This is a genomic window from Streptomyces sp. NPDC056347, assembly GCF_042262625.1.
Classification (GTDB): Bacteria; Actinomycetota; Actinomycetes; order Streptomycetales; family Streptomycetaceae; genus Streptomyces.
This window is the reverse complement of the sequence record NZ_JBHJQP010000159.1, coordinates 1-18,967: the sequence shown is the minus strand read 5'-3', so window position 1 is coordinate 18,967 and position 18,967 is coordinate 1. Positions and strand designations below refer to the sequence as shown.

At 70.8% G+C, this 18,967-nt stretch carries 16 protein-coding genes and 1 tRNA gene; 12 read left to right on the top strand and 5 right to left on the bottom strand.

The genetic code is table 11. The annotated features are described in order from the left end of the window. The first annotated feature begins 89 nt into the window (after positions 1-89). On the top strand, positions 90-305 hold the full coding sequence (locus tag ACFCV8_RS28620) for a hypothetical protein (RefSeq protein ID WP_376688352.1): 216 nt from the start codon (positions 90-92) through the stop codon (positions 303-305). 41 nt (positions 306-346) lie between these two features. Here the strand turns inward: ACFCV8_RS28620 and ACFCV8_RS28615 are convergent, their stop codons facing one another. Both ACFCV8_RS28615 and ACFCV8_RS28610 read right to left on the bottom strand, forming a co-directional pair. Continuing rightward, positions 347-1,885 carry an AarF/UbiB family protein gene (locus ACFCV8_RS28615; RefSeq protein WP_376688351.1) on the bottom strand — a complete coding sequence of 513 codons (1,539 nt, stop codon included), beginning with the start codon at positions 1,883-1,885 and terminating at the stop codon, positions 347-349. A gap of 41 nt (positions 1,886-1,926) precedes the next feature. After that, the gene (locus tag ACFCV8_RS28610) at positions 1,927-3,072 is read right to left on the bottom strand and encodes a ThiF family adenylyltransferase (protein ID WP_376688354.1); all 1,146 of its coding nucleotides are present in this window, start codon (positions 3,070-3,072) and stop codon (positions 1,927-1,929) included. Between the two features lie 243 nt (positions 3,073-3,315). Here ACFCV8_RS28610 and ACFCV8_RS28605 point away from each other — a divergent pair, with 243 nt between their 5' ends. The 4 genes from ACFCV8_RS28605 (at position 3,316) to ACFCV8_RS28590 (ending at position 7,190) form a co-directional block, all read left to right on the top strand. Beyond that, the gene (locus tag ACFCV8_RS28605) at positions 3,316-3,939 is read left to right on the top strand and encodes a M48 family metallopeptidase (protein ID WP_376688350.1); all 624 of its coding nucleotides are present in this window, start codon (positions 3,316-3,318) and stop codon (positions 3,937-3,939) included. 107 nt (positions 3,940-4,046) lie between these two features. Then, positions 4,047-5,723 (top strand): TerD family protein, encoded by a 1,677-nt coding sequence (locus ACFCV8_RS28600; RefSeq protein ID WP_376688349.1) that lies wholly within the window; start codon positions 4,047-4,049, stop codon positions 5,721-5,723. A gap of 11 nt (positions 5,724-5,734) precedes the next feature. Continuing rightward, positions 5,735-6,415 carry an AIM24 family protein gene (locus ACFCV8_RS28595; RefSeq protein ID WP_376688348.1) on the top strand — a complete coding sequence of 227 codons (681 nt, stop codon included), beginning with the start codon at positions 5,735-5,737 and terminating at the stop codon, positions 6,413-6,415. Between the two features lie 19 nt (positions 6,416-6,434). Then, complete coding sequence (locus ACFCV8_RS28590; RefSeq protein ID WP_376688347.1) at positions 6,435-7,190, top strand: AIM24 family protein; 756 nt, start codon at positions 6,435-6,437, stop codon at positions 7,188-7,190. A gap of 100 nt (positions 7,191-7,290) precedes the next feature. Here the strand turns inward: ACFCV8_RS28590 and ACFCV8_RS28585 are convergent, their stop codons facing one another. After that, positions 7,291-7,839, bottom strand: coding sequence for an NUDIX hydrolase (locus ACFCV8_RS28585; protein ID WP_376688346.1), 549 nt, complete (start codon positions 7,837-7,839; stop codon positions 7,291-7,293). Continuing rightward, complete coding sequence (locus tag ACFCV8_RS28580) at positions 7,836-9,251, bottom strand: zinc-dependent metalloprotease (RefSeq protein ID WP_376688345.1); 1,416 nt, start codon at positions 9,249-9,251, stop codon at positions 7,836-7,838. Before ACFCV8_RS28580 ends, ACFCV8_RS28585 begins: the two co-directional genes overlap by 4 nt. 193 nt (positions 9,252-9,444) lie before the next feature. Between ACFCV8_RS28580 and ACFCV8_RS28575 the strand changes: the two genes are divergently transcribed. From ACFCV8_RS28575 to ACFCV8_RS28560, 4 genes are all read left to right on the top strand, one after another. Beyond that, on the top strand, positions 9,445-10,587 hold the full coding sequence (locus tag ACFCV8_RS28575) for an SDR family oxidoreductase (RefSeq protein WP_376688344.1): 1,143 nt from the start codon (positions 9,445-9,447) through the stop codon (positions 10,585-10,587). A 117-nt stretch (positions 10,588-10,704) separates the two neighbouring features. Beyond that, positions 10,705-11,163, top strand: a complete 459-nt coding sequence (locus ACFCV8_RS28570; RefSeq protein ID WP_376688343.1) for a molybdenum cofactor biosynthesis protein MoaE — start codon at positions 10,705-10,707, stop codon at positions 11,161-11,163. Positions 11,164-11,290: 127 nt separating this feature from the next. Beyond that, on the top strand, positions 11,291-11,461 hold the full coding sequence (locus tag ACFCV8_RS28565; RefSeq protein WP_376688342.1) for a hypothetical protein: 171 nt from the start codon (positions 11,291-11,293) through the stop codon (positions 11,459-11,461). Between the two features lie 173 nt (positions 11,462-11,634). After that, positions 11,635-12,723, top strand: a complete 1,089-nt coding sequence (locus tag ACFCV8_RS28560) for a PDZ domain-containing protein (protein ID WP_376688341.1) — start codon at positions 11,635-11,637, stop codon at positions 12,721-12,723. 26 nt (positions 12,724-12,749) lie between these two features. Here ACFCV8_RS28560 and ACFCV8_RS28555 read toward each other — a convergent pair whose 3' ends face one another. After that, positions 12,750-13,310, bottom strand: a complete 561-nt coding sequence (locus tag ACFCV8_RS28555; protein WP_376688340.1) for a PPA1309 family protein — start codon at positions 13,308-13,310, stop codon at positions 12,750-12,752. A 137-nt stretch (positions 13,311-13,447) separates the two neighbouring features. Here ACFCV8_RS28555 and ACFCV8_RS28550 point away from each other — a divergent pair, with 137 nt between their 5' ends. The 3 genes from ACFCV8_RS28550 to ACFCV8_RS28540 all read left to right on the top strand — a co-directional run bounded on the left by ACFCV8_RS28550 (position 13,448) and on the right by ACFCV8_RS28540 (position 18,795). Beyond that, positions 13,448-16,402 carry a UPF0182 family protein gene (locus ACFCV8_RS28550; protein ID WP_376688353.1) on the top strand — a complete coding sequence of 985 codons (2,955 nt, stop codon included), beginning with the start codon at positions 13,448-13,450 and terminating at the stop codon, positions 16,400-16,402. Positions 16,403-16,453: 51 nt separating this feature from the next. Further along, positions 16,454-16,527 (top strand) — tRNA-Met (locus ACFCV8_RS28545). 213 nt (positions 16,528-16,740) lie between these two features. After that, positions 16,741-18,795 (top strand): tetratricopeptide repeat protein, encoded by a 2,055-nt coding sequence (locus tag ACFCV8_RS28540; protein ID WP_376688339.1) that lies wholly within the window; start codon positions 16,741-16,743, stop codon positions 18,793-18,795. The last annotated feature ends 172 nt before the right edge of the window (positions 18,796-18,967 follow it).

Below are 18,967 nucleotides of genomic sequence, written 5' to 3'. Positions count from 1 at the left end.
GGTCCGGACGGACCGGCCCCGCGGTCGTGCTCCGCGGCGATCCCAAACGACGCCGCGCGACGTCACGAGTACGGCGTTATCGTCACGAGATGGACGAGGAGACCCCGCACCGCACTCAGCAGCCCGCGCCGGGCGACGCCGCTCTTTTCTCCTGCGCCCTGTGCGGCACTTCCGCCGAGGGCGATGCCCCACCGCCGACCTGGCTCTGTTCCGTGGAGAACGGCAGGCGCCAGTACTTCTGCGAGACGTGTGCCCGCACCCATATCCGGGCGATCGAGGGCCGCCTCGACTCCGCCTGGTGGTGACGGCCGACAGCGCCGGACACCGGCTGCCGTCGACCGGTCGGCTACGCCCCCGAGGGCGCGTCGCCCGCCGGCTCCCGCGCCGCGAGCTCCTTCCCGCCCGACGCCGCCCCGTCGTCCGGACCCTGCCCGTCGTCCGGACCCTGCCCGTCGTCCGGACCTTGCTCGTCGTCCGGATCCGCCCCGCCGTCGGCCTCCGGCTCGTCCGTGTCCGCCTCGCCCTGCGGCAGGAATCCCGGCAGCCAGTCATCGAGCTCCTCGCGCAGCCGCACCGTCGCGTTCAGCTGGCACAGCACCCCGATCGTGCTCAACGTCACCCGGTGTATCAGCAGATAGGCGGGCGGCAGGTTCAACTGCCTGCCCAGCTGGTGGGCGGGGGAGCGCGGGTCCGCGATCCGCGCCGCCTGATTGCGCATCCAGCTCCGGGTGAACGTGAACTCCTCCACCTGCGCCGGCTCGATGATCGGCAGGAGGTAGTCCAGCACCGCGTCGGGGTCGAGGTCGATCGTGTCCTTGACGAATCCCTCCCCACGCAGCAGCTCGTACACCGCGTCCGCCTCGCCTGCCAGGGTCAGCCGCAGAGAGTCCCCGATGATCTGCGGCAGACCGCCCGGAAGTCGGTCGACCGTCCCGAAATCCAGCACTCCGAGCCGCCATTGCCCGGCCTCGCCATCGGCCTCTCCCTCCGTTTCGCCCTCGCCCTCTTCCGGTGGCAGCAGCCGGAAGTTGCCCGGATGCGGGTCCGCGTGCAGCAGACCGGTCCGCGCGGGCCCCGAGAAGAGGAACCGCGCCAGCAGCTGACCGGCCCGGTCCCGCTGCTCCGGCGTGCCGTCCGCGATCACCTCGGCGAGCGGGACACCGTCCATCCACTCCGTCACCAGCACCTGGTCCGACTGGTGCACCACACCGGGGATCACCACGTCCGGGTCGTCCGCGAACTCCTCGGCATGATTGCCCTGCGAACGGGCTTCCTGTTCGTAGTCCAGTTCCTCCGAGACCCGGTCGCGCAACTCCGTGATCAGTGGCTTGATGTCCATCCCGGGAATCAACGGGCCGAGCAACCGGGCGAATCTGCTGAGCTGGGTCAGATCCGAGAGCAGCGCCTGCCCGGCGCCCGGATACTGCACCTTCACCGCGACATTCCGTCCGTCGTGCCACACCGCCCGGTGCACCTGGCCGATCGAGGCGGCGGCCGACGGTCTGTCGTCGAACTCGAGGAACAGCTCCTGCCAGTCCTCCCCGAGCCGTTCCGCCAGCACCGCGTGCACGGTGTCGCTGGGCATCGGGGGCGCGGCCTCCTGCAACTTGGTGAGAGCCGCCCGGTACGGTCCGGCGATCTCCTCCGGCAGGGCCGACTCGAAGACGGACAGCGCCTGGCCGAGCTTCATCGCGCCGCCCTTCAACTCACCCAGAACGCGGAACAACTGGTCCGCGGTGCGCTGCTGCACCTCCCGGGCGACCAGCTCCGCCGATCTCCCGCCGATCCGCTTGCCCAGACCCCATGTCGCCCGGCCCGCGAAGCCCAGAGGCAGGGCGGCCAGCTTGGCGGTACGGGTGACCGCTTTCCGGGGAAGATCAGACATGAGCCCCTCCAAATCCCAGACTGCCGTACCGCGTGCGGCGGCTACCCGGCCATTGTGTCCTGCCGTGCCTCGCTACCGGAGGAGCGATCCCTCCCAATGTCTCCGGCGGCCCCACAGGTACAGTCGAGCCGCGGTGACCACCGCTCGGCCCGCCAGTCCAGCAGCGGCAGCGCGGCCTCCCAGCGCGTGCCCGTACTCGCGGGCAGATCGCCGTCCAGGAACGACAGCGCGTGGGCGGCGGCCAGACCCGCGACCGCCGTCGCCAGGCCCAGGTCGCACGCCTGCACCGCCGTCCGCCGCCCCGAGCGCCACTGCGACAGCATCCTGGTCCAGTCGGGGTCCCGGGCAGCGCGCTCCAGCGCCATGCATTGCGCGCAGGCCGTGCCGCCGGGCAGTACCAACGGCCCCACGATTCCCGTCGCCTCCATCACTCCGGCATAGAGATGAGGAGTACCCGACGCGATCCACGGCTCGGCCGACCGCGGATCGGGGACGTACACCGAGAAGCCGTCGCGCGGGGCCACCACGACCAGTGAGAGTCCCGGTTCACCACCGCCCGGCGATCCCGCCGTCTCCGTGGCCCGCGGGGTCGTGCCCGGCGCGGATCTGCGTACCAACTGCCGGGCGGCGGTGTCCCGGCGCTCACCGACGGCCGTCGCCGGAAGCCCGCCGGGCGAGACGTCCGAAGGCTCGGCGTGCCCGCCGTCCAGCACCTCCACCCGGCCCACCCCCGAACCGGACAGCACCGCCGCGATCGCGGCCCCCACCCGGCCGGCCCCCCGCACCTGCACCCGCATCGCCCGACGGGCCGCCAGCCGCCGCATCCCGCCGCCCGGTTCGGGATGGACGACGGAGAGCGAGGCCAGATCGGGGCGGTGCCTCTCCAGCGCACCGGGCCGACTGCGCAGCGCATCGGCCTCCGCTCCGGCGGCCCGTACATCGTCGGCCAGCCCCGCGTTCACCAACCGGTCCACCAGTGTGTCGACCTGGGCCTCCGACAGGCCCAACGCGCGCGCCTCCTCGTACAGCAGCGGCAGTCCGCGTGTGCCGTCGAGCAGTTCCAGAAAGCTGCCCGTGGTGATGTCCAGCGGGCCGAACTTCACCGCGTGGGCGCGCGTCGTCCCGAACTGCACGGTGCCATGGCTGCGCCACGCGCGGCGCAGCGCGGGCTTCAGCATCGGATACATCGGATTCACGACTACCCCCGGTCTGTGTTCCTCGGTTCTGATTGCTGAGCGGTCCCCGCGAGCGGGCCGAAGCCCGGACGTTCGCGGGACCCGTTGCCAGAATGCAGTCCAGGGCCGAAGCGTGCGGAAAGTTATCCACAGGCATGGGGTATTAGTCATTCGAATGGTGCGGGGGTGGAGCGGATCGAGCCCGAACCGTCCGGAGCCAGGACTTCTCCCACCGGCACCGGGTAACGTCGTGGCGTGCCCGCCGACCCGTCATCCGGAATCGCCGGGGAGACCCCCGCGCACCGTGCCGGAACCCAGCAGCGCGGCGCGGCGGACCGGCCGCCCCGCGCCTCGGTGACGAGCGCGGTCGAGGTCCGCCGGAGCAACCGCCGCCGCAGAACGGTCTCCGCGTACCGGGAAGGTGATCGCACCATCGTGCTCATCCCGGCCCGGATGTCGGAGGCCGAGGAGCGGCGCTGGGTGGGCGTGATGCTCGACAAGCTCGCGGCGCAGGAGAGCAAACGGGTCTTCGGCGACAGCGAACTGACCGAGCGCGCGGAGCGGCTGTCCGCCCAGTACTTCCAGGGCCGGGCCAGACCGGTGTCGGTGCGATGGGTGACCAATCAGAACACCCGATGGGGTTCCTGCACCCCGGCGGAGGGCAGCATCCGCCTCTCGCACCGGCTGCAGGGCATGCCCGAGTACGTCGTCGACTACGTACTGCTGCACGAGCTGGCCCACCTGCTCGTTCCCGGGCACGGTCCGGGTTTCTGGCGGCTGCTGGAGGCGTATCCCCGTACCGAACGGGCGCGCGGCTACCTGGAAGGCGTGGTCGCCGCAGACCGGCTGCCGCACCTGCCCGCCGCACGCGGTGAGTGACATCCGCCGATTCTGTACCGGGTGTGTACCGGCTTGGCTCGATGCCGGATTTTGCGGTTAGCCTGGCGCGACGCATTCACCTTCGGGATGGGGGACGGTCGTTACGCATGGCCAGGGAATTCCAACGCGGCCACAAGGCCAGGATCAGCGACCTCACATCAGGGACGGATCTGTACGTAGGTGTGCAGATCGCCGGTCAGGGACTGACCTTCGACATCAGCTGCTTCGGTCTCGACGCCCATGAGCAGCTGTCCGACGACCGCTACTTCATCTTCTTCAATCAGCCCAAATCGCCCGAGGAGTCCATTCAGCTCCTCGGCCCCCAGGCCGGTGACACCGAGTCGTTCCGCGTCACCCTGGACCGCGTTCCGGCGCACATCCACAAGCTGTCGTTCACCGCGACGATCGACGGGGCCGGGCAGATGTCCCAGGTCGGTCCTGGTTACATCCGGGTCGTCGCGGGCGGCGAGGAGGTCGTCAGGTACGCCTTCACCGGCTCGGAGTTCAGCACCGAGCGCGCGGTGATGCTGGGTGACTTCTATCTGAAGGACGTCTGGCGCTTCGCCGCCGTCGGTCAGGGCTTCGACGGCGGTCTCGAAGCGCTGCTGAAGAACTTCGGCGGCGAGGTCGCCGAGGAGGAGCCCGCCGCGCCCCAGCCGCAGGCGGCGGCCCCGACATTCGCCCCGCCCGCCCAGGCGGCCGCCCCGGCCCCCGCCCCCGCCCCCGCCGCCCCGGCTCCCGCCCCGTCCTTCGGTGCTCCCGCCGCCCAGCCTCCCGCAGCGCCGCCCCCGGCCCCAGTGACGCCGCAGCAGATGCACGCCGCGCCGACGATGGCGGCGCCGCTGGCACCGCCCGGCGGCACGGTGCCGCCCCCGGCCCCCGCGCCCTACGGGCAGCCGGGGCAGCCGCCCCAGCAGCCGCAGTTCGGACAGGTCCCCGGCCAGGCGCCGCCTGCCGCCCCGTACGGACAGCAGCCTCCCGGCCCCTTCGGCCAGCCGCCCGCCGCGCCCTACGGCCAGCCGCCCGCGGCACCGTTCGGCCAGCAGCCACCTGGCATGCAGCCGCCCGGCATGCAGCTGCCCGGAATGCCGCAGGGCGTCCCCCAGGGTGTGCCGCAGGCCGGTGCCGGTCTTCAGGCGGCGCTCCAGCCCTACAAGGAAGCGGCCAACGGCCAGCGCTGGACCCCGCAGAACCAGCAGCTCATGCGGGTCGACCTTGCCATGGGCGGCACGCCCGTGCTCGCCCGCCAGGGCAGCATGGTGATGTACCAGGGCAAGGTCGACTTCGGCTACAAGGGCGCAGGTTTCGCCGGCCGTATCGTCGGCAACGCCACCGGCCAGGAGATGCAGCTGATGCGCTGCACCGGCCGCGGGCAGGTCTTCCTCGCCGAGGAAGGCTCCCACCTGCACCCCATCGAGCTCCAGGGCGACGGCATCTGCGTCTCGGCGGAGAACGTCCTCGCCTTCGACGAGAGCCTTCAGTACGAGGTCCGCAGGATCGAGGGCCACGGCATTCCCGGCGGCGCCCTGTTCACCATGCAGTTCCAGGGCACCGGCACGGTCGTCGTCAAGACCCACGGCGTCCCCGTCGTGCTGCCGGTCACGCCGACCACCTTCGCCGACTGCAACGCCGTCGTCGCCTGGTCCGCCGCGTCGCAGGTGATCATCTCCAGTCAGGTCCGGCTGCGCCGCAACGCCTACCCGGGGCACAGCGGGGAGACCGTGAACCTCCAGTTCCGGGGAGCTCCCGGCAACTTCATCGTCGTCCAGCCCTACGAGGTCTGAGGGAGCCCGTCATGAACCAGCAGCTCGCGGGCTACGCCCCGACCCCCGTCACCGCCCGGATGGAGAACCACGGCCACACGATGCTCAAGGTCGCCATGGCCACCGGCCAGGACCTTTACGCACGTACCGGCTCGATGGTCGCCTACGAGGGCTTCATCCAGTACGAGCCCAACCCGCCCGCCGTCCGGCAGATCGCCTCCCAGTGGATCACCGGCGAGGGTGCGCCGATCATGAAGTGCTCCGGCGACGGCCTGCTCTACCTCGCCGACTACGGTGCCGACGTGGTCGTGATCAACCTCAACAACGACTCCCTCTCGGTCAACGGCACCAACCTCCTCGCCTTCGACGCCCACCTCTCCTGGGGCGTCGAGCGGGTCAAGGGGCTCGCGAAGTTCGCCGGGCAGGGCCTGTGGAACGTCTGCGTCTCCGGCACCGGCTGGGTCGCCATCACTTCGCGCGGCACGCCGATCGTCGTCGACTGCGGACGCGGCGAGGACGAGACCTACGTCGACCCGGACGCGCTCGTGGCCTGGTCCCCGAACCTCAAGGTGAAGGGCAAGCGCAGCTTCAAGGCGTCCTCACTCATCGGACGGGGCAGCGGCGAGGCGTACCAGATGGCGTTCTCCGGCCAGGGCATCGTCGTCGTCCAGCCGAGCGAGGACAGTACCGACCGCCTGCGGGTCCGGAACTGACGGGGGAGGGGAACACATCATGCAGAGTCCGCTTTTCAGCCACACCGAACAGCAGTCCCAGGAGCGGTACACCATCCAGAACCCGCAGCTCCTGCGGGTCTCGCTGACCGGCCACGACGACATCCTCGCCCGCAAGGGCGCCATGGTCGCCTACCAGGGCCTGATGGAGTTCGACGGCGAGTACCAGTCGCAGGGGCAGCGGAGCGCCCGCGCGCACACCGGCGAGGGTCTCGAGTTGATGCGGTGCTCCGGTCAGGGCACCGTCTACTTCGCCAATCTGGCGCAGTACATCCATGTCGTGGACGTCGATCACGACGGCATCACCGTGGACAGCGCCTACGTCCTGGCGCTGGACTCCTCGCTGCACACCGAGGTCATCGCGGTGGACAGCCAGTACGGCATCTCGGGCACCGGGAAGTACCAGCTCAACATCTCCGGCACCGGCAAGGTCGCGCTGATGACCTCGGGCCAGCCGCTGATGATGCAGGTCACGCCCGACAAGTACGTCAACGCCGACGCCGACGCGATCGTCGCCTGGTCCAGCTCGCTGCGGGTGCAGATGCAGGCCCAGACCCACTCCTCGGGCGTCTGGCGGCGCCGTGGCAACACCGGCGAGGGCTGGGAGCTCAGCTTCCTCGGCCAGGGCTTCGCCCTGGTCCAGCCGAGCGAGGTGCTGCCCCCGCAGAACCACGACACCGGCCAGGGCATCCGGGCCCAGTACGGCATGGGGCAGCAGGGCGCCCACGGTCAGAACCAGAACAACGCCTGGAACTGAGCCGCCGGAATCGGAACCACGCACACCGGCACGCACACCATGTTCGAGGGGCGGTCTTCGCGAAGACCGCCCCTCGAACATGCCCGGAGGGACCGCGCCGCTACCGGCTCTCCGCCAGCGCGGCGCGCGTGCACTCCAGCAGCCGTACGACGGAGGCGTCGGCCACCGAGGCGACCTCGTCGTACGCGAACCAGCGCAGGTCGAGTGATTCGTCACTGATCCGCTCCGTCGAGCCGGAGGGGGCCAGAGCCGCGTACTGCACGTCCAGATGCCAGTGGCAGGGCGCGGGGATCGGGTGCCGGTCCAGCCTGACCGGGGCGCCCCCGATCAGGGTCAGACCGGGGATGCCGGACTCCTCCGTCGCCTCCCGCAGCGCGGCCTCGGCGACCGAGGCGTCCTGGGGCTCGCAGTGCCCGCCCATCTGCAGCCACATCCGCAGCTTGCGGTGGAGGGTGAGCAGCACCCGGCCGTGCTCGGGGTCGACGACCAGTGCGCTGGCCGTGAGGTGGCCCGCCCCGCAGGACTTCCACATGCCGTCGGGGTGCTGCGCCAGGTGGTCGAGGTAGACCTGGCGCAGTCCGTCCTGCGCCGGGTCCGCCGCGCTCTCGTACCGCTTCAGTACGAGGACGGCGTCGTCGTGGAGGCTCACCGGTCGGTGTCGTCCTTGCCGTCCTCGCCGCCCGCTTCGGGCTTGCCCGGGTCCTTCGCGGCCTCGCCGAGCATCTTGTCCAGCTCGGAGAAGTCCAGCTGCTCGTGGTGGACGAAGCCGTCCGGATCGTCCAGGTCCTGGGCGGTCGGCAGCATGTCGGGGTGCTCCCACAGGGCGTCGCGTCCGTCGAGGCCACGCGCGTCGGTGAGGGAGGCCCACAGCCGGGACGCGTCACGCAGCCGCCGCGGGCGCAGCTGCAGGCCGATGAGCGTGGCGAAGGTCTGCTCGGCGGGACCGCCGGAGGCCCGACGCCTGCGCATCGTCTCTCGCAGCGCGTCCGCCGAGGTCAGACGGGACTTCGCGGCCTCGTGCACCACGGCGTCCACCCAGCCCTCGACCAGCGCGAGCGCCGTCTCCAGCCGGGCCAGGGCGGCCTTCTGCTCCGGGGTGTCCTCCGGCTGGAACATGCCCTGCTGAAGGGCGTCCTGAAGCTGCTCGGGCTGCGACGGGTCGAACTGGCCGACCACGTCCTCCAGCTTGCTGGTGTCGACCTTGATGCCGCGCGCGTACCCCTCGACGGCGCCGAACAGGTGCGAGCGCAGCCACGGGACGTGGGCGAAGAGGCGCTGGTGGGCGGCCTCGCGCAGTGCCAGGTACAGCCGGACCTCGTCCTGCGGCACGCTGAGGTCCTTGCCGAAGCGCTCCACGTTCAACGGCAGCAGCGCCGCCTTGCCGGCCGGGCCCAGCGGCAGGCCGATGTCGGTGGAGCCGACCACCTCACCCGCCAGCACGCCGACGGCCTGCCCGATCTGCTGGCCGAACATCGCGCCGCCCATCGACCGCATCATGCCGATCAGCGGGCCCGCCATCGCCTGCATCTCCTCGGGCAGCACGTCGCCCATGGCGAGGCCGACGCGCTCCGCCACCGGGTCGACCAGCTTCTGCCAGGCCGGCAGGGACGCCTCGACCCACTCCGCACGGCTCCACGCCACCGTCGAGACCGAACCGGAGGGCAGGGACGTCACCCCGTCCAGCCAAAGGTCGGCCAGGCGCAGCGCCTCGTCGACCGCGGAGCGCTCCGACGGGCCGACGCTGGCGTCCTTCGTGCCGTCCGGCGTGCCCTGCGAGACCGTCTGGCGGGCGATCTGCTTGGCCATGTCCCAGTTCACCGGGCCGCCCTCGTAGCTCAGCATCTGGCCGAGCTGCTGGAAGGCGGCGCCCAGGTCATTGGGGTTCATCGAGCCGAACATCGCCGCGAAGGGGTTCTCCGCGCCCGCGCCCGGCCCGAAGCCGAACGGGTTCGCCGGCCCGCCCGAGCCCTGCCCACCTCCGGTGGGGTCCTTCTTCTTGCCCTCGTCGCCGTTGTCCGGCTCCTCCGGCGGAAGGCCGAATCCGAATGGGGTGTCACTCACGGGGTTTCCTCGGCTCGTAGGGCCGCCGGCTCGAACCGACGGCGACTGCCCGACATCACCATCCAGCGTAGACACCAAAAGCCCGCGCAGGGCCTCAGTGCTCCGCCTGCTCCCGGCCTGCGGCAGGATGGACGCCACCTGGTACGCACGCGTCATTGAGGTACGTACTGAAGACAACCGCTGGAGATGCCTGGTGAGTTCCCCAGATCCTCAGGTTCGCGCAGCGCGAAACCTGTCCGCTCCCTCGACCGAGAAGAAACCGGAAAAGAGCCGCTCCGGAAAGCGCGGCCCCGTGGTCGCGGTCACCGGGGCCGCGAGCGGCGTGGGCGAGCTGCTCACCGCGCGCCTCGCGGCTTCCGAGGAGATCAAGCAGGTCATCGCCGTCGACGAGCGCCGTGGCGAGGTCGCGGAGGCGACCTGGCACATCCTCGACGTCCGCGATCCCGCCATCGCGGAGAAGCTGCGCGGCGCAGACGTCGTGGTGCACCTCGCCCTCGATCTCGACCTGGAGACCGACCCGGCCGCCCGTACCGCGTACAACGTGCGCGGTACCCAGACCGTGCTGACCGCGGCCGCCGCGGTCGGCGTGCACCGGGTCGTGCTCTGCACCTCGGCGATGGTCTACGGGGCGCTGCCCGACAACGACATTCCGCTCTCCGAGGACGCCGAGCTGCGCGCCACGGCGGAGGCCACCGGTGTCGGCGACCTGCTGGAGATCGAACGGCTCGGCCGCCGCGCGCCCCGCGCCCACCCCGGACTCAACGTGACGGTGGTCCGGCCCACCGTCCTGGTGGGCGGCACGGACACCGCACTGACCCGTTACTTCGAGTCACCGCGCCTCCTGGTCGTCGCCGGCTCACGCCCGACCTGGCAGTTCTGCCACGTCGAGGACCTGGTCATGGCGCTGGAGTACGCAGCGCTCGAGAAGATCGACGGAGAGTTCGCGGTCGGCTGCGACGGCTGGCTGGAGCAGGAGGAGGTCGAGGAGCTCAGCGGTGTCCGGCGGATGGAGCTGCCCTCCGCGGTGGCCCTGGGCGCCGCCGCCCGGCTGCACCGGATCGGCCTCACCCCCTCCCCGGCCGGTGACCTGGCGTACACGATGCATCCCTGGGTGGTCAGCGTGAGCCGGCTGCACGACGCGGGGTGGCGCCCGAGCTGGACCAACGAGGAGGTGCTCGCCGCGCTCCTGGAGGAGGTCGAGGGCAGGCACACCGTCGCCGGGCGCCGGCTCGGCCGCAAGGACGCCACCGCGGCGGGCGCCGCCGGGGCGACCGTGGCGCTGCTCGGTACCGCCGCCCTCGTCCGCCGTGCCCGCAAGGCCCGCCGCCGCATCTGAGGGCGGCGCGGCCGCGCCCACCAGGGGCCTTCTGTAGGAGGCTCCAAGGCCGGGGGCGGCCCGCCGGTGGGAAACCGCTATTCCGCCCCGGTGCCGCGGTACGGCACCATGGGCCCCATGGCACCCACCAACCACCCCGGCGAACGGGCGGCGGACGACCCCGTCCGGCTGCTGGAGATCCGTGACACCCCGCTCTCCGTCGACGAGGTCTTCCGGGCCGTCGGGGACGACGCGGCGGGCGGCACGGCGCTCTTCGTCGGTACGGTGCGCAACCACGACGGCGGCCAGGACGTCGGCGGGCTCGGCTATTCCTGCCACCCCTCGGCGCGGGACGAGATGCGCCGGGTGGCCGAGAAGGTCGTCGCCGACTTCCCGGTCCGGGCGCTGGCAGCGGTCCACCGGGTGGGGGACCTCCGGGTGGGCGATCTCGCCGTGATCGTCGCCGTCTCCTGTCCGCACCGCGCCGAGGCCTTCGCGGCCTGCCGCAGGCTCATCGACGACCTCAAGCACGAGGTCCCGATCTGGAAGCACCAGCGTTTCTCGGACGGCACCGAGGAATGGGTCGGCGCCTGCTGATCGCAAGCCGGCGGTACGCCCGTCCGGTCCGATTTGCGTAACCCCACCCCTGCCGTGAGCGTTGGTTCTCCAGACGGTTAATCTGCTGATCGGTCAGTTGCGGTCGCTCACGGGTAGGGAGGTCGTAATGGCAGCGCTTGCCTGGTTGACGATTCCGCTTTTCGCTGCGCTCGGCTCGGCGATATGGGGAAGCTGGGCCGCCCGAAATCGAACTACCGGCGATGTCTCCGAACTCGCCGGTTACGCCCGGTTCCGTGAGGCGATGGAGAAATCGCATTCCGGTTCCGACGTCGTCTGACGTTTCCGCGCGCGTACGCAGTCGCCAATCCCTGAGTCGTCGCCCCGGGCTGTCGCCTGCCCCGGCGCGGCTCCGGCCGCCGAGACGCCTCCCCCGCGGCCCCCGCCCGGTGTCCCCTCCGTACGGACCGGCCCCGGCGGTGCACTGACAGACCCTTCCCGTACTGTCGTTCCATGCCACGCCGCACCGCGACGATGCTCGCCTCCACGCTGATCCTCATCGCGCTGCTCTGCGCAGGCGTGCTGATCAAAGTGCCGTACTCGGAGATGTCCCCCGGCCCGACGGTGAACACCCTCGGCAAGGTCGGCGGCGAACCGGTCCTGCAGATTTCCGGGCACAAGACATATCCGGCGTCCGGCCATCTCAATATGACGACGGTCAGGGTCACCGGTGCCGACTACGAGATGAATCTCGTCGAGGCCGTCTACGGCTGGCTGGCGCACGACAGTCTGGTCGTGCCGCACGACACCCTGTACCCGGACGGCAAGACCGAGCAGGAGTCGACGCAGGAGAACGCCGAGGAGTTCAGTCAGTCGCAGGAGAGCGCCAAGGTCGCCGCCCTGACCGAGCTGGGCATCCCGGTGAAGTCGCGCGTCGTGGTCTCCACGGTCGTGAAGGGCAGCCCCGCCCAGGGCAAGCTGCACGCGGGCGACGTGATCAAGCAGGTGGACGGAGAGGCCGTGAAGCAGCCGGAGGACGTCGCGAAGCTCGTCACGCGCCGCGACCCCGGCGAGAAGGTCACGTTCACGATCATTCCGGCGCGCACGGCGCAGGCGGCGGAGAAGGCGGGCAAGGAGCCCGAGGGCAGCCGGGAGGTCGTCATCACGACCGTGAAGGCCCCCAAGGAGAGCCGTGCGATCGTCGGCATCCAGGCCGGGACGGACCACACCTTCCCGTTCCGGATCGACATCAAGCTCGCCGATGTCGGCGGCCCGAGTGCCGGTCTGATGTTCTCGCTGGGCATCATCGACAAGCTGACGCCCGGCGATCTCACCGGCGGAAGGTTCGTCGCGGGCACCGGCACGATGGACGACAAGGGCGAGGTCGGCCCGATCGGCGGCATCACCATGAAGCTGGTCGCCGCGCGCGACGCCGGTGCGAGGTACTTCCTGACCCCGGACGAGAACTGCGCGTCCGCCGCCTCCGACACCCCCAGCGGGCTCACGCTGGTCAGGGTGAAGACCATCGGTGACGCGAAGAAGGCGCTGGAGAAGATCCGGGTGGGGGACACGGCCGGGCTGCCCAGCTGCTCGGCAGGCTGACCGCGCCCCCGCGGGGACGTGGAGGGTCAGGACTCGAACGTCGCGGCCAGCGCGTCGGCCAGTCCGGGCACCAGCCCGGCGCCGGTCCGGACCTCGCTCGGAGTGTCCTTCGCGCGCAGCCGTACGGCCGACTCTCGGGTGCCGTCCCGCAGGACCGCCACCGTCATCCGCACCTCCTGACGCTCCGGGTGCTTGGCCACCCATTTGGTCAGCTGCGCGTCGCTGAGCCCTTCGGGTACGGAGGACTCGGCGGACGGCGGCAGCATCAGCCGCTCCACCGACATCGCGCAGCCCGCCACCGCGTCCGGCCAGGCGATCGTGGCGAGGAACTCGTCCAGGGCGGTGCCCGGCGGCAGCTCGTCCTGCTCGATGGGGGTCAGCGCGGCGGCCGGGGCCTCGGTGCCGTCCAGGCCGAGCTGGGCGGCGAGAGCGGGCTCCCGGCTGCGCAGCCGGGCGGTGTCGACCAGGGCGAAGAGCCGGGCCGGCTGGTCCCAGCCGAGGCCGGAGATGTACTCGTCGATTTCGAGCACGGCCACGGTGAGCGGGCTCGCGGCCATCGGAGGGCCTGAGGGGGAAAGGTTGGACATGGCAATATCCTGCCTCCTTCGCCCCCGGAAACGGGAACTAGGTAAAGCGTCAGTAAGTTGAACAGGCGGGCTCTACGATCGCTGGGCCCGCTTCACAACGACCCGCGAACTTCGAGGTGCGCACCTTGGCTTTCCAGATGCCGGACCGCGGCGGAGGCCCCACCGGGCCACGGATCAGAGTCGGCCGCCCGTCCCGGCGTGCCCGAACCCTGCTCATGACACTGGGCGTCCTGGCGGTTCTCGCCATGGCGTTCGTCATGTTCTCCGGGTTCTGGACGGACTGGCTGTGGTACCGCTCGGTCGATTATTCGTCCGTCTTCACCACGACCCTGTGGACCAAGATCGGACTGTTCCTCGTCTTCGGACTGCTGATGGCCTTCGTCGTCGGTCTGAACATCTGGCTCGCGCACCGGCTCCGGCCGCCGCTGAGCGCGATGTCGCTGGAGCAGCAGAGCCTGGACCGCTACCGCATGAGCCTCGCCCCGCACAAGAAGTGGGCGCTGCTCGCGATCACCGCGCTCGTCGGCCTGATCGCCGGAGCATCCGCCTCCGGCCAGTGGCGTACCTGGCTGATGTACGTGAACGGGGTGGCGTTCGGGCAGAAGGACCCCCAGTTCCATCTGGACGTGTCCTTCTACGCCTTCGACCTGCCCTGGTACCGCTTCCTGCTCGGCTTCGGCTTCGCGGCCACGGTGCTCTCGCTGATCGCCGCCGCGATGACCCACTACCTGTACGGCGGGCTGCGGGTCACCAGCCCCGGCGCCCGGGCGACCGGCGCGGCCACCGGCCACCTATCGGTGCTGCTCGGTGTCTTCGTCTCGCTGAAGGCCGTGGCCTACTGGCTCGACCGCTACGGCCTGGCCGTGAAGTCCAGCGACTTCAAGGCCACGGACAACTGGACGGGCCTGCGGTACGTCGACGCCAACGCCTACCTTCCGGCGAAGACCATCCTGTTCTGCATCGCCGCGATCTGCGCCGTGCTGTTCTTCGCGACGCTCTGGCGCCGCACCTGGCAGCTGCCGGTCATCGGTTTCGGCCTGATGGTGCTCTCCGCGATCCTGATCGGCGGGCTGTACCCGGCGATCGTGCAGAAGTTCCAGGTCCAGCCGAACGAGCAGGCCAAGGAAGCCCCGTTCATCCGGAAGAACATCGAAGCGACGCGTGACGCGTACGACATCGACCGGGCGCAGGTCCAGGACTACTCGGGCAAGAGCACGACGGACGACGACACCAAGCTGCGCGCGAGTGCGAACGACGCCGCCAGCTACCGGGTGATGGACCCCAACGTCGTCTCCCCGGCCTTCCAGCAGCTCCAGCAGAAGAGGAACTACTACCAGTTCCCCAAGACGCTGGACGTGGACCGCTACAAGGACGCCGAGGGCAAGGACCAGGACACGGTCATCGGCCTGCGCGAGCTCAACCTCGACGGCATCCCCAAGCGCAACTGGATCAACGACCACTTCACCTACACCCACGGCTTCGGTGCCATCGCGGCCCGCGGCACGACGACGGGCAAGAACCCGAAGGGTTCCCCGGACTTCACCGAGTCCGGCCTGCCGACCAGCGGTGAGCTCGGCACGTACGAGCAGCGGATCTACTACGGCGAGAAGACCGAGCAGTACTCCATCGTCGGCGGGCCCCAGAAGGAGCTCGACTACGAGGAGGACGGCGAGAAGACCACCAGTTACAAGGGTGACAGCGGGGTCAGTCTCTCCAACGCCTTCAACCGTGCCGCGTACGCCGTCTCGTTCAGCGAGCCGCAGATCCTCTACTCGGGGGCCATCGGCGAGGGCTCGCGCATCCTCTACAACCGCACGCCCAAGGAGCGCGTCGAGGCGGTCGCCCCGTGGCTGACCATCGACGGCGACGCCTACCCGGCCGTGGTGAAGGGCCGCATCCAGTGGGTCGTCGACGCGTACACCACCACCAACGGCTACCCGTACGCCTCGCGTACGACGCTCGGTGACACCACGGCCGACTCGCTGACCACCAACCAGCGCGCGGTGGTCGCCCAGCAGAACCAGGTCAACTACATCCGCAACTCGGTGAAGGCCACCGTCGACGCGTACGACGGCACGGTCAAGCTCTACGAGTGGGACACCAAGGACCCGGTGCTCAAGACCTGGCGCAAGGCGTTCCCGGGGACCGTGGAGTCCCGGGCGGACATCCCGCAGGAGCTCGTGGACCACCTGCGCTACCCGCAGGACCTGTTCAAGGTGCAGCGTGAGCTGCTCACCCGGTACCACGTCACCAACCCCGCGCAGTTCTACAGCGGCAGTGACGCCTGGCAGGTCCCGGACGACCCGACCAACAAGGACTCCGGGTCCGTCCCGCCGTACTACCTGAGCATAAAGATGCCGGACCAGACGGCTCAGAAGTTCTCGCTGACGACGACCTTCACCCCGAAGGGGCGGCCCGACCTCGGGGCGTTCATGGCGGTGGACGCGGACGCGGCCAGCAGGGACTACGGCACGATAAGACTGCTGAGGGTCACCACCACGGTGAAGGGCCCCGGGCAGGTGCAGAGTGAGCTCAACGGCAACGACGACGTCGCCGAGTTCGTGCGGAACCTGAAGGGGACCGACTCGGACATCGAGTACGGAAACCTGCTGACCGTCCCGCTCGAAGGGGGCTTCCTCTACATCGAGCCGGTGTACACGCGCGGTGGCACGCAGAACTACCCGCTGCTGCGCAAGGTCGCCGCTTCGTACGGATCGAAGACCGTCTTCGAGAACAGCCTCGGCGAGGCGCTGAACGCGGTCTTCGGGGTGACGGACACCGGCACCACCGAACCGCCGACCGGCACCCGGCCACCGGGCGACACCACGCAGCCGCCGGCCACCGGCGACGCGGCGCTGAAGCAGGCGATCGCGGACGCGCAGAAGGCCTACGCGGAGGGCGAGGCGGCCCTGAAGAAGCAGGACTGGACCGCCTACGGCAAGGCCCAGGCGGATCTCCAGAACGCGCTCCAGCGTGCGGCGGCCGCCCAGCCCAAGGCGGGCGGCGGCAGCGAGAGCTCGAAGGGTGCGGACTCCGCGAGCGATTCCGGCAGGAAGAAGGACGAACCGGCCGGAACCGGCAGCGGTGGTTGAGTAACCCGGTAAAGCTTCGCCCCGCGTCGTGGTACGGTTGCAACACAACGACGCGGGGTGGAGCAGCTCGGTAGCTCGCTGGGCTCATAACCCAGAGGTCGCAGGTTCAAATCCTGTCCCCGCTACTGAAAGACCAAGGCCCGGATCCTTTCGAGGATCCGGGCCTTCGTCGTGCCACAAGGGCTTTCTTGTGCAGAGTGAGTGAAGTGCGGTTCGCGAGGCACGAGTTGAACCCGAACGTGTTTGACTTGTCTCTCTGTGGGCATGTCGACAAAACGCTGAAGTGACCTCACTGGCCGCGCTATACCAGGTGTACGCGGGTTGCAGGTGGTGCGACGATGGTATTTATGGGGGACAGGGCAACTCTGTTGGAGACGGGGCGGTTTGTACGGCGGCGCAATCATCTGAAGGGTGACGCGCTGAATGCGGCTTTTGGTAGTCCCGTTCTGAGGGACAAAGAGACCACTGACACATGTGAGACACCCGGGACACCTGAGATCATCAAGGCGACCGAGACCGCCAAGACTGCGGGGTGTGCCGCGACCGCCGAGAACACGGGGAACGAAGAGACCGGGCCCGCGGAGAGCACCGAGAGCCCGGAGAGCGCCGCGATCGAAGCGCGGCACCGCCGCGCCGCCGACGCCGGGGACACCGCGTCGATGAGCATCCTCGGCGCCCTGCTGCTGCGCCGCGGCGACCTGGACGGGGCGGAGCCCTATCTGCGCGGAGCCACCGCCGAGGGCGACCGGGCCGCAGCCAACAACCTGGGCGTTCTCCTCCACCAGCGCGGCTACGTCGACGACGCGGCCGGCTGGTGGCGCGTCGCCGCCGTCGCGGGCTCCGCCCCCGCCGCGCACGCGCTGGGCCGCCACTACCGCGAGCGCGGCGACGAGCCCGGCGCCGAGTACTGGCTGCGCCAGTCCGCCGAGCAGGGCCATGCCCTGGGCGCGTACGCCCTGGCCGAGCTGCTGGAGCACCGCGGCGACGTCGGCGCCGAGCGCTGGCTGCGCGCCGCCGCCGAGCAGGGGCACCGGGAGGCCGCGTACCGCCTCGCCCGCATGCTGGACCGGTACGTGGACGACGAGCCGCACGACGTCTTCGGCCCGCCGCGCACCGGCCCCGGCGGTTCCGGCCGGGGCGCCGCGCGCAAGGGGGACCGCCCGGCGGCGGGGTCGGCCACCGGGCGCGCGGGCGAGGCCGAGCAGTGGTACCGGCAGGCCGCAGCGCGCGGTCACCGCCGGGCCGCCCTGCACCTCGGCGCCATCCTCGAACGGCGCGGGGAGCCCAAGGAGGCCGGTCGCTGGTACCTCATCTCGGCGAAGGCGGGCGAGGCGCGGGCCGCCTGCGCGCTCGGCTTCCTGCTGCGGGACGCGGGCGACGAGGAGAGCGCCGCCGTCTGGTGGCTGCGCGCCGCCCAGGAGGGCGACGGGAACGCCGCCAACGCGCTCGGCGCCCTGCACGCGGCCCGCGGTGAGCAGCAGACCGCCGAGCGCTGGTACCGCGCCGCCATGGACGCGGGCGACGTGAACGGCGCCTACAACCTGGGTCTGCTCTGCGCCGCCCAGGACCGTACGCCGCAGGCCGAGCAGTGGTACCGCCGCGCCGCGTACGCGGGCCACCGCGAGGCCGCCAACGCGCTGGCCGTGCTCCTGCTCCAGGCGGACGACGCGACCGGCGCGGAGCCCTGGTTCTCCAAGGCGGCCGAGGCGGGCAGCGTGGACGCGGCGTTCAACCTCGGCATCCTCTACTCCGGGCGCGACGAGGACCGCATGGCGCTGGTCTGGTACGAGCGCGCGGCGGCGGCCGGCCACACCGAGGCCGCCCTCCAGGTCGGCATGGCCCTCCTGCACCAGGGCGAGGAGCAGGAGGCGGAGCGGCATCTGCGGTGCGCCGCCGGTGGCGGAAGCGCGGAGGCGGCCTTCCGGCTGGCCGGGGTGCTGGACTCGCGGCAATCGCCGCCCGGCGCACCCGCCCTCGGCGAGTCGATGCCCGCGAAGACCGAGTGCGAGGAGTGGTACGAGCGGGCCGCCGAGCAGGGCCATCGCCGCGCCCAGGTACGGGCCGGGATGCTCGCGGCGGCCCGGGGCGACATGGACAGCGCCGCCCGCTGGTACCGCGAGGCGGCCGAGGCGGGCAGCCGCAACGGTGCCTTCAACCTCGGGCTGCTGCTGGCCCGTGAGGGCAGCGAGCCGGAGGCCGCGCTCTGGTGGAGCCGGGCGGCGAACGACGGCCACGGCCGGGCGGCACTGCGCCTCGCCCTGTTGGCCGCCCGCCGCGGCGAGCTCGGCGAGGGGCAGCGCTGGTGCGCGCGGGCGGTCGAGCTGGGCCCGGCGGAGGTCGCCGAACGCGCCGCCCGGCTGCGCGAGGCGCTGCACCAGGAGCTGACCGCGTAGGGCGGGCACGGGGGCGTCCGGCCGAACGGGGCCGGACGCCCCCGGCGCAGCGCACGGCCATTGATTTGCGCTGGTCCGGAGCGGTGACGTACAGTTCTAAACACAACGACGCGGGGTGGAGCAGCTCGGTAGCTCGCTGGGCTCATAACCCAGAGGTCGCAGGTTCAAATCC

Coding starts and splice junctions, on each gene's coding strand:
- ACFCV8_RS28600 (WP_376688349.1), top strand. CDS start 4,047: ATGGCCAGGGAATTCCAACGCGGCCACAAGGCCAGGATCAGCGACCTC.
- ACFCV8_RS28615 (WP_376688351.1), bottom strand. CDS start 1,885: ATGTCTGATCTTCCCCGGAAAGCGGTCACCCGTACCGCCAAGCTGGCC.
- ACFCV8_RS28565 (WP_376688342.1), top strand. CDS start 11,291: ATGGCAGCGCTTGCCTGGTTGACGATTCCGCTTTTCGCTGCGCTCGGC.
- ACFCV8_RS28550 (WP_376688353.1), top strand. CDS start 13,448: ATGCCGGACCGCGGCGGAGGCCCCACCGGGCCACGGATCAGAGTCGGC.
- ACFCV8_RS28570 (WP_376688343.1), top strand. CDS start 10,705: ATGGCACCCACCAACCACCCCGGCGAACGGGCGGCGGACGACCCCGTC.
- ACFCV8_RS28555 (WP_376688340.1), bottom strand. CDS start 13,310: ATGTCCAACCTTTCCCCCTCAGGCCCTCCGATGGCCGCGAGCCCGCTC.
- ACFCV8_RS28560 (WP_376688341.1), top strand. CDS start 11,635: ATGCCACGCCGCACCGCGACGATGCTCGCCTCCACGCTGATCCTCATC.
- ACFCV8_RS28610 (WP_376688354.1), bottom strand. CDS start 3,072: ATGTATCCGATGCTGAAGCCCGCGCTGCGCCGCGCGTGGCGCAGCCAT.
- ACFCV8_RS28540 (WP_376688339.1), top strand. CDS start 16,741: ATGGTATTTATGGGGGACAGGGCAACTCTGTTGGAGACGGGGCGGTTT.
- ACFCV8_RS28595 (WP_376688348.1), top strand. CDS start 5,735: ATGAACCAGCAGCTCGCGGGCTACGCCCCGACCCCCGTCACCGCCCGG.
- ACFCV8_RS28620 (WP_376688352.1), top strand. CDS start 90: ATGGACGAGGAGACCCCGCACCGCACTCAGCAGCCCGCGCCGGGCGAC.
- ACFCV8_RS28590 (WP_376688347.1), top strand. CDS start 6,435: ATGCAGAGTCCGCTTTTCAGCCACACCGAACAGCAGTCCCAGGAGCGG.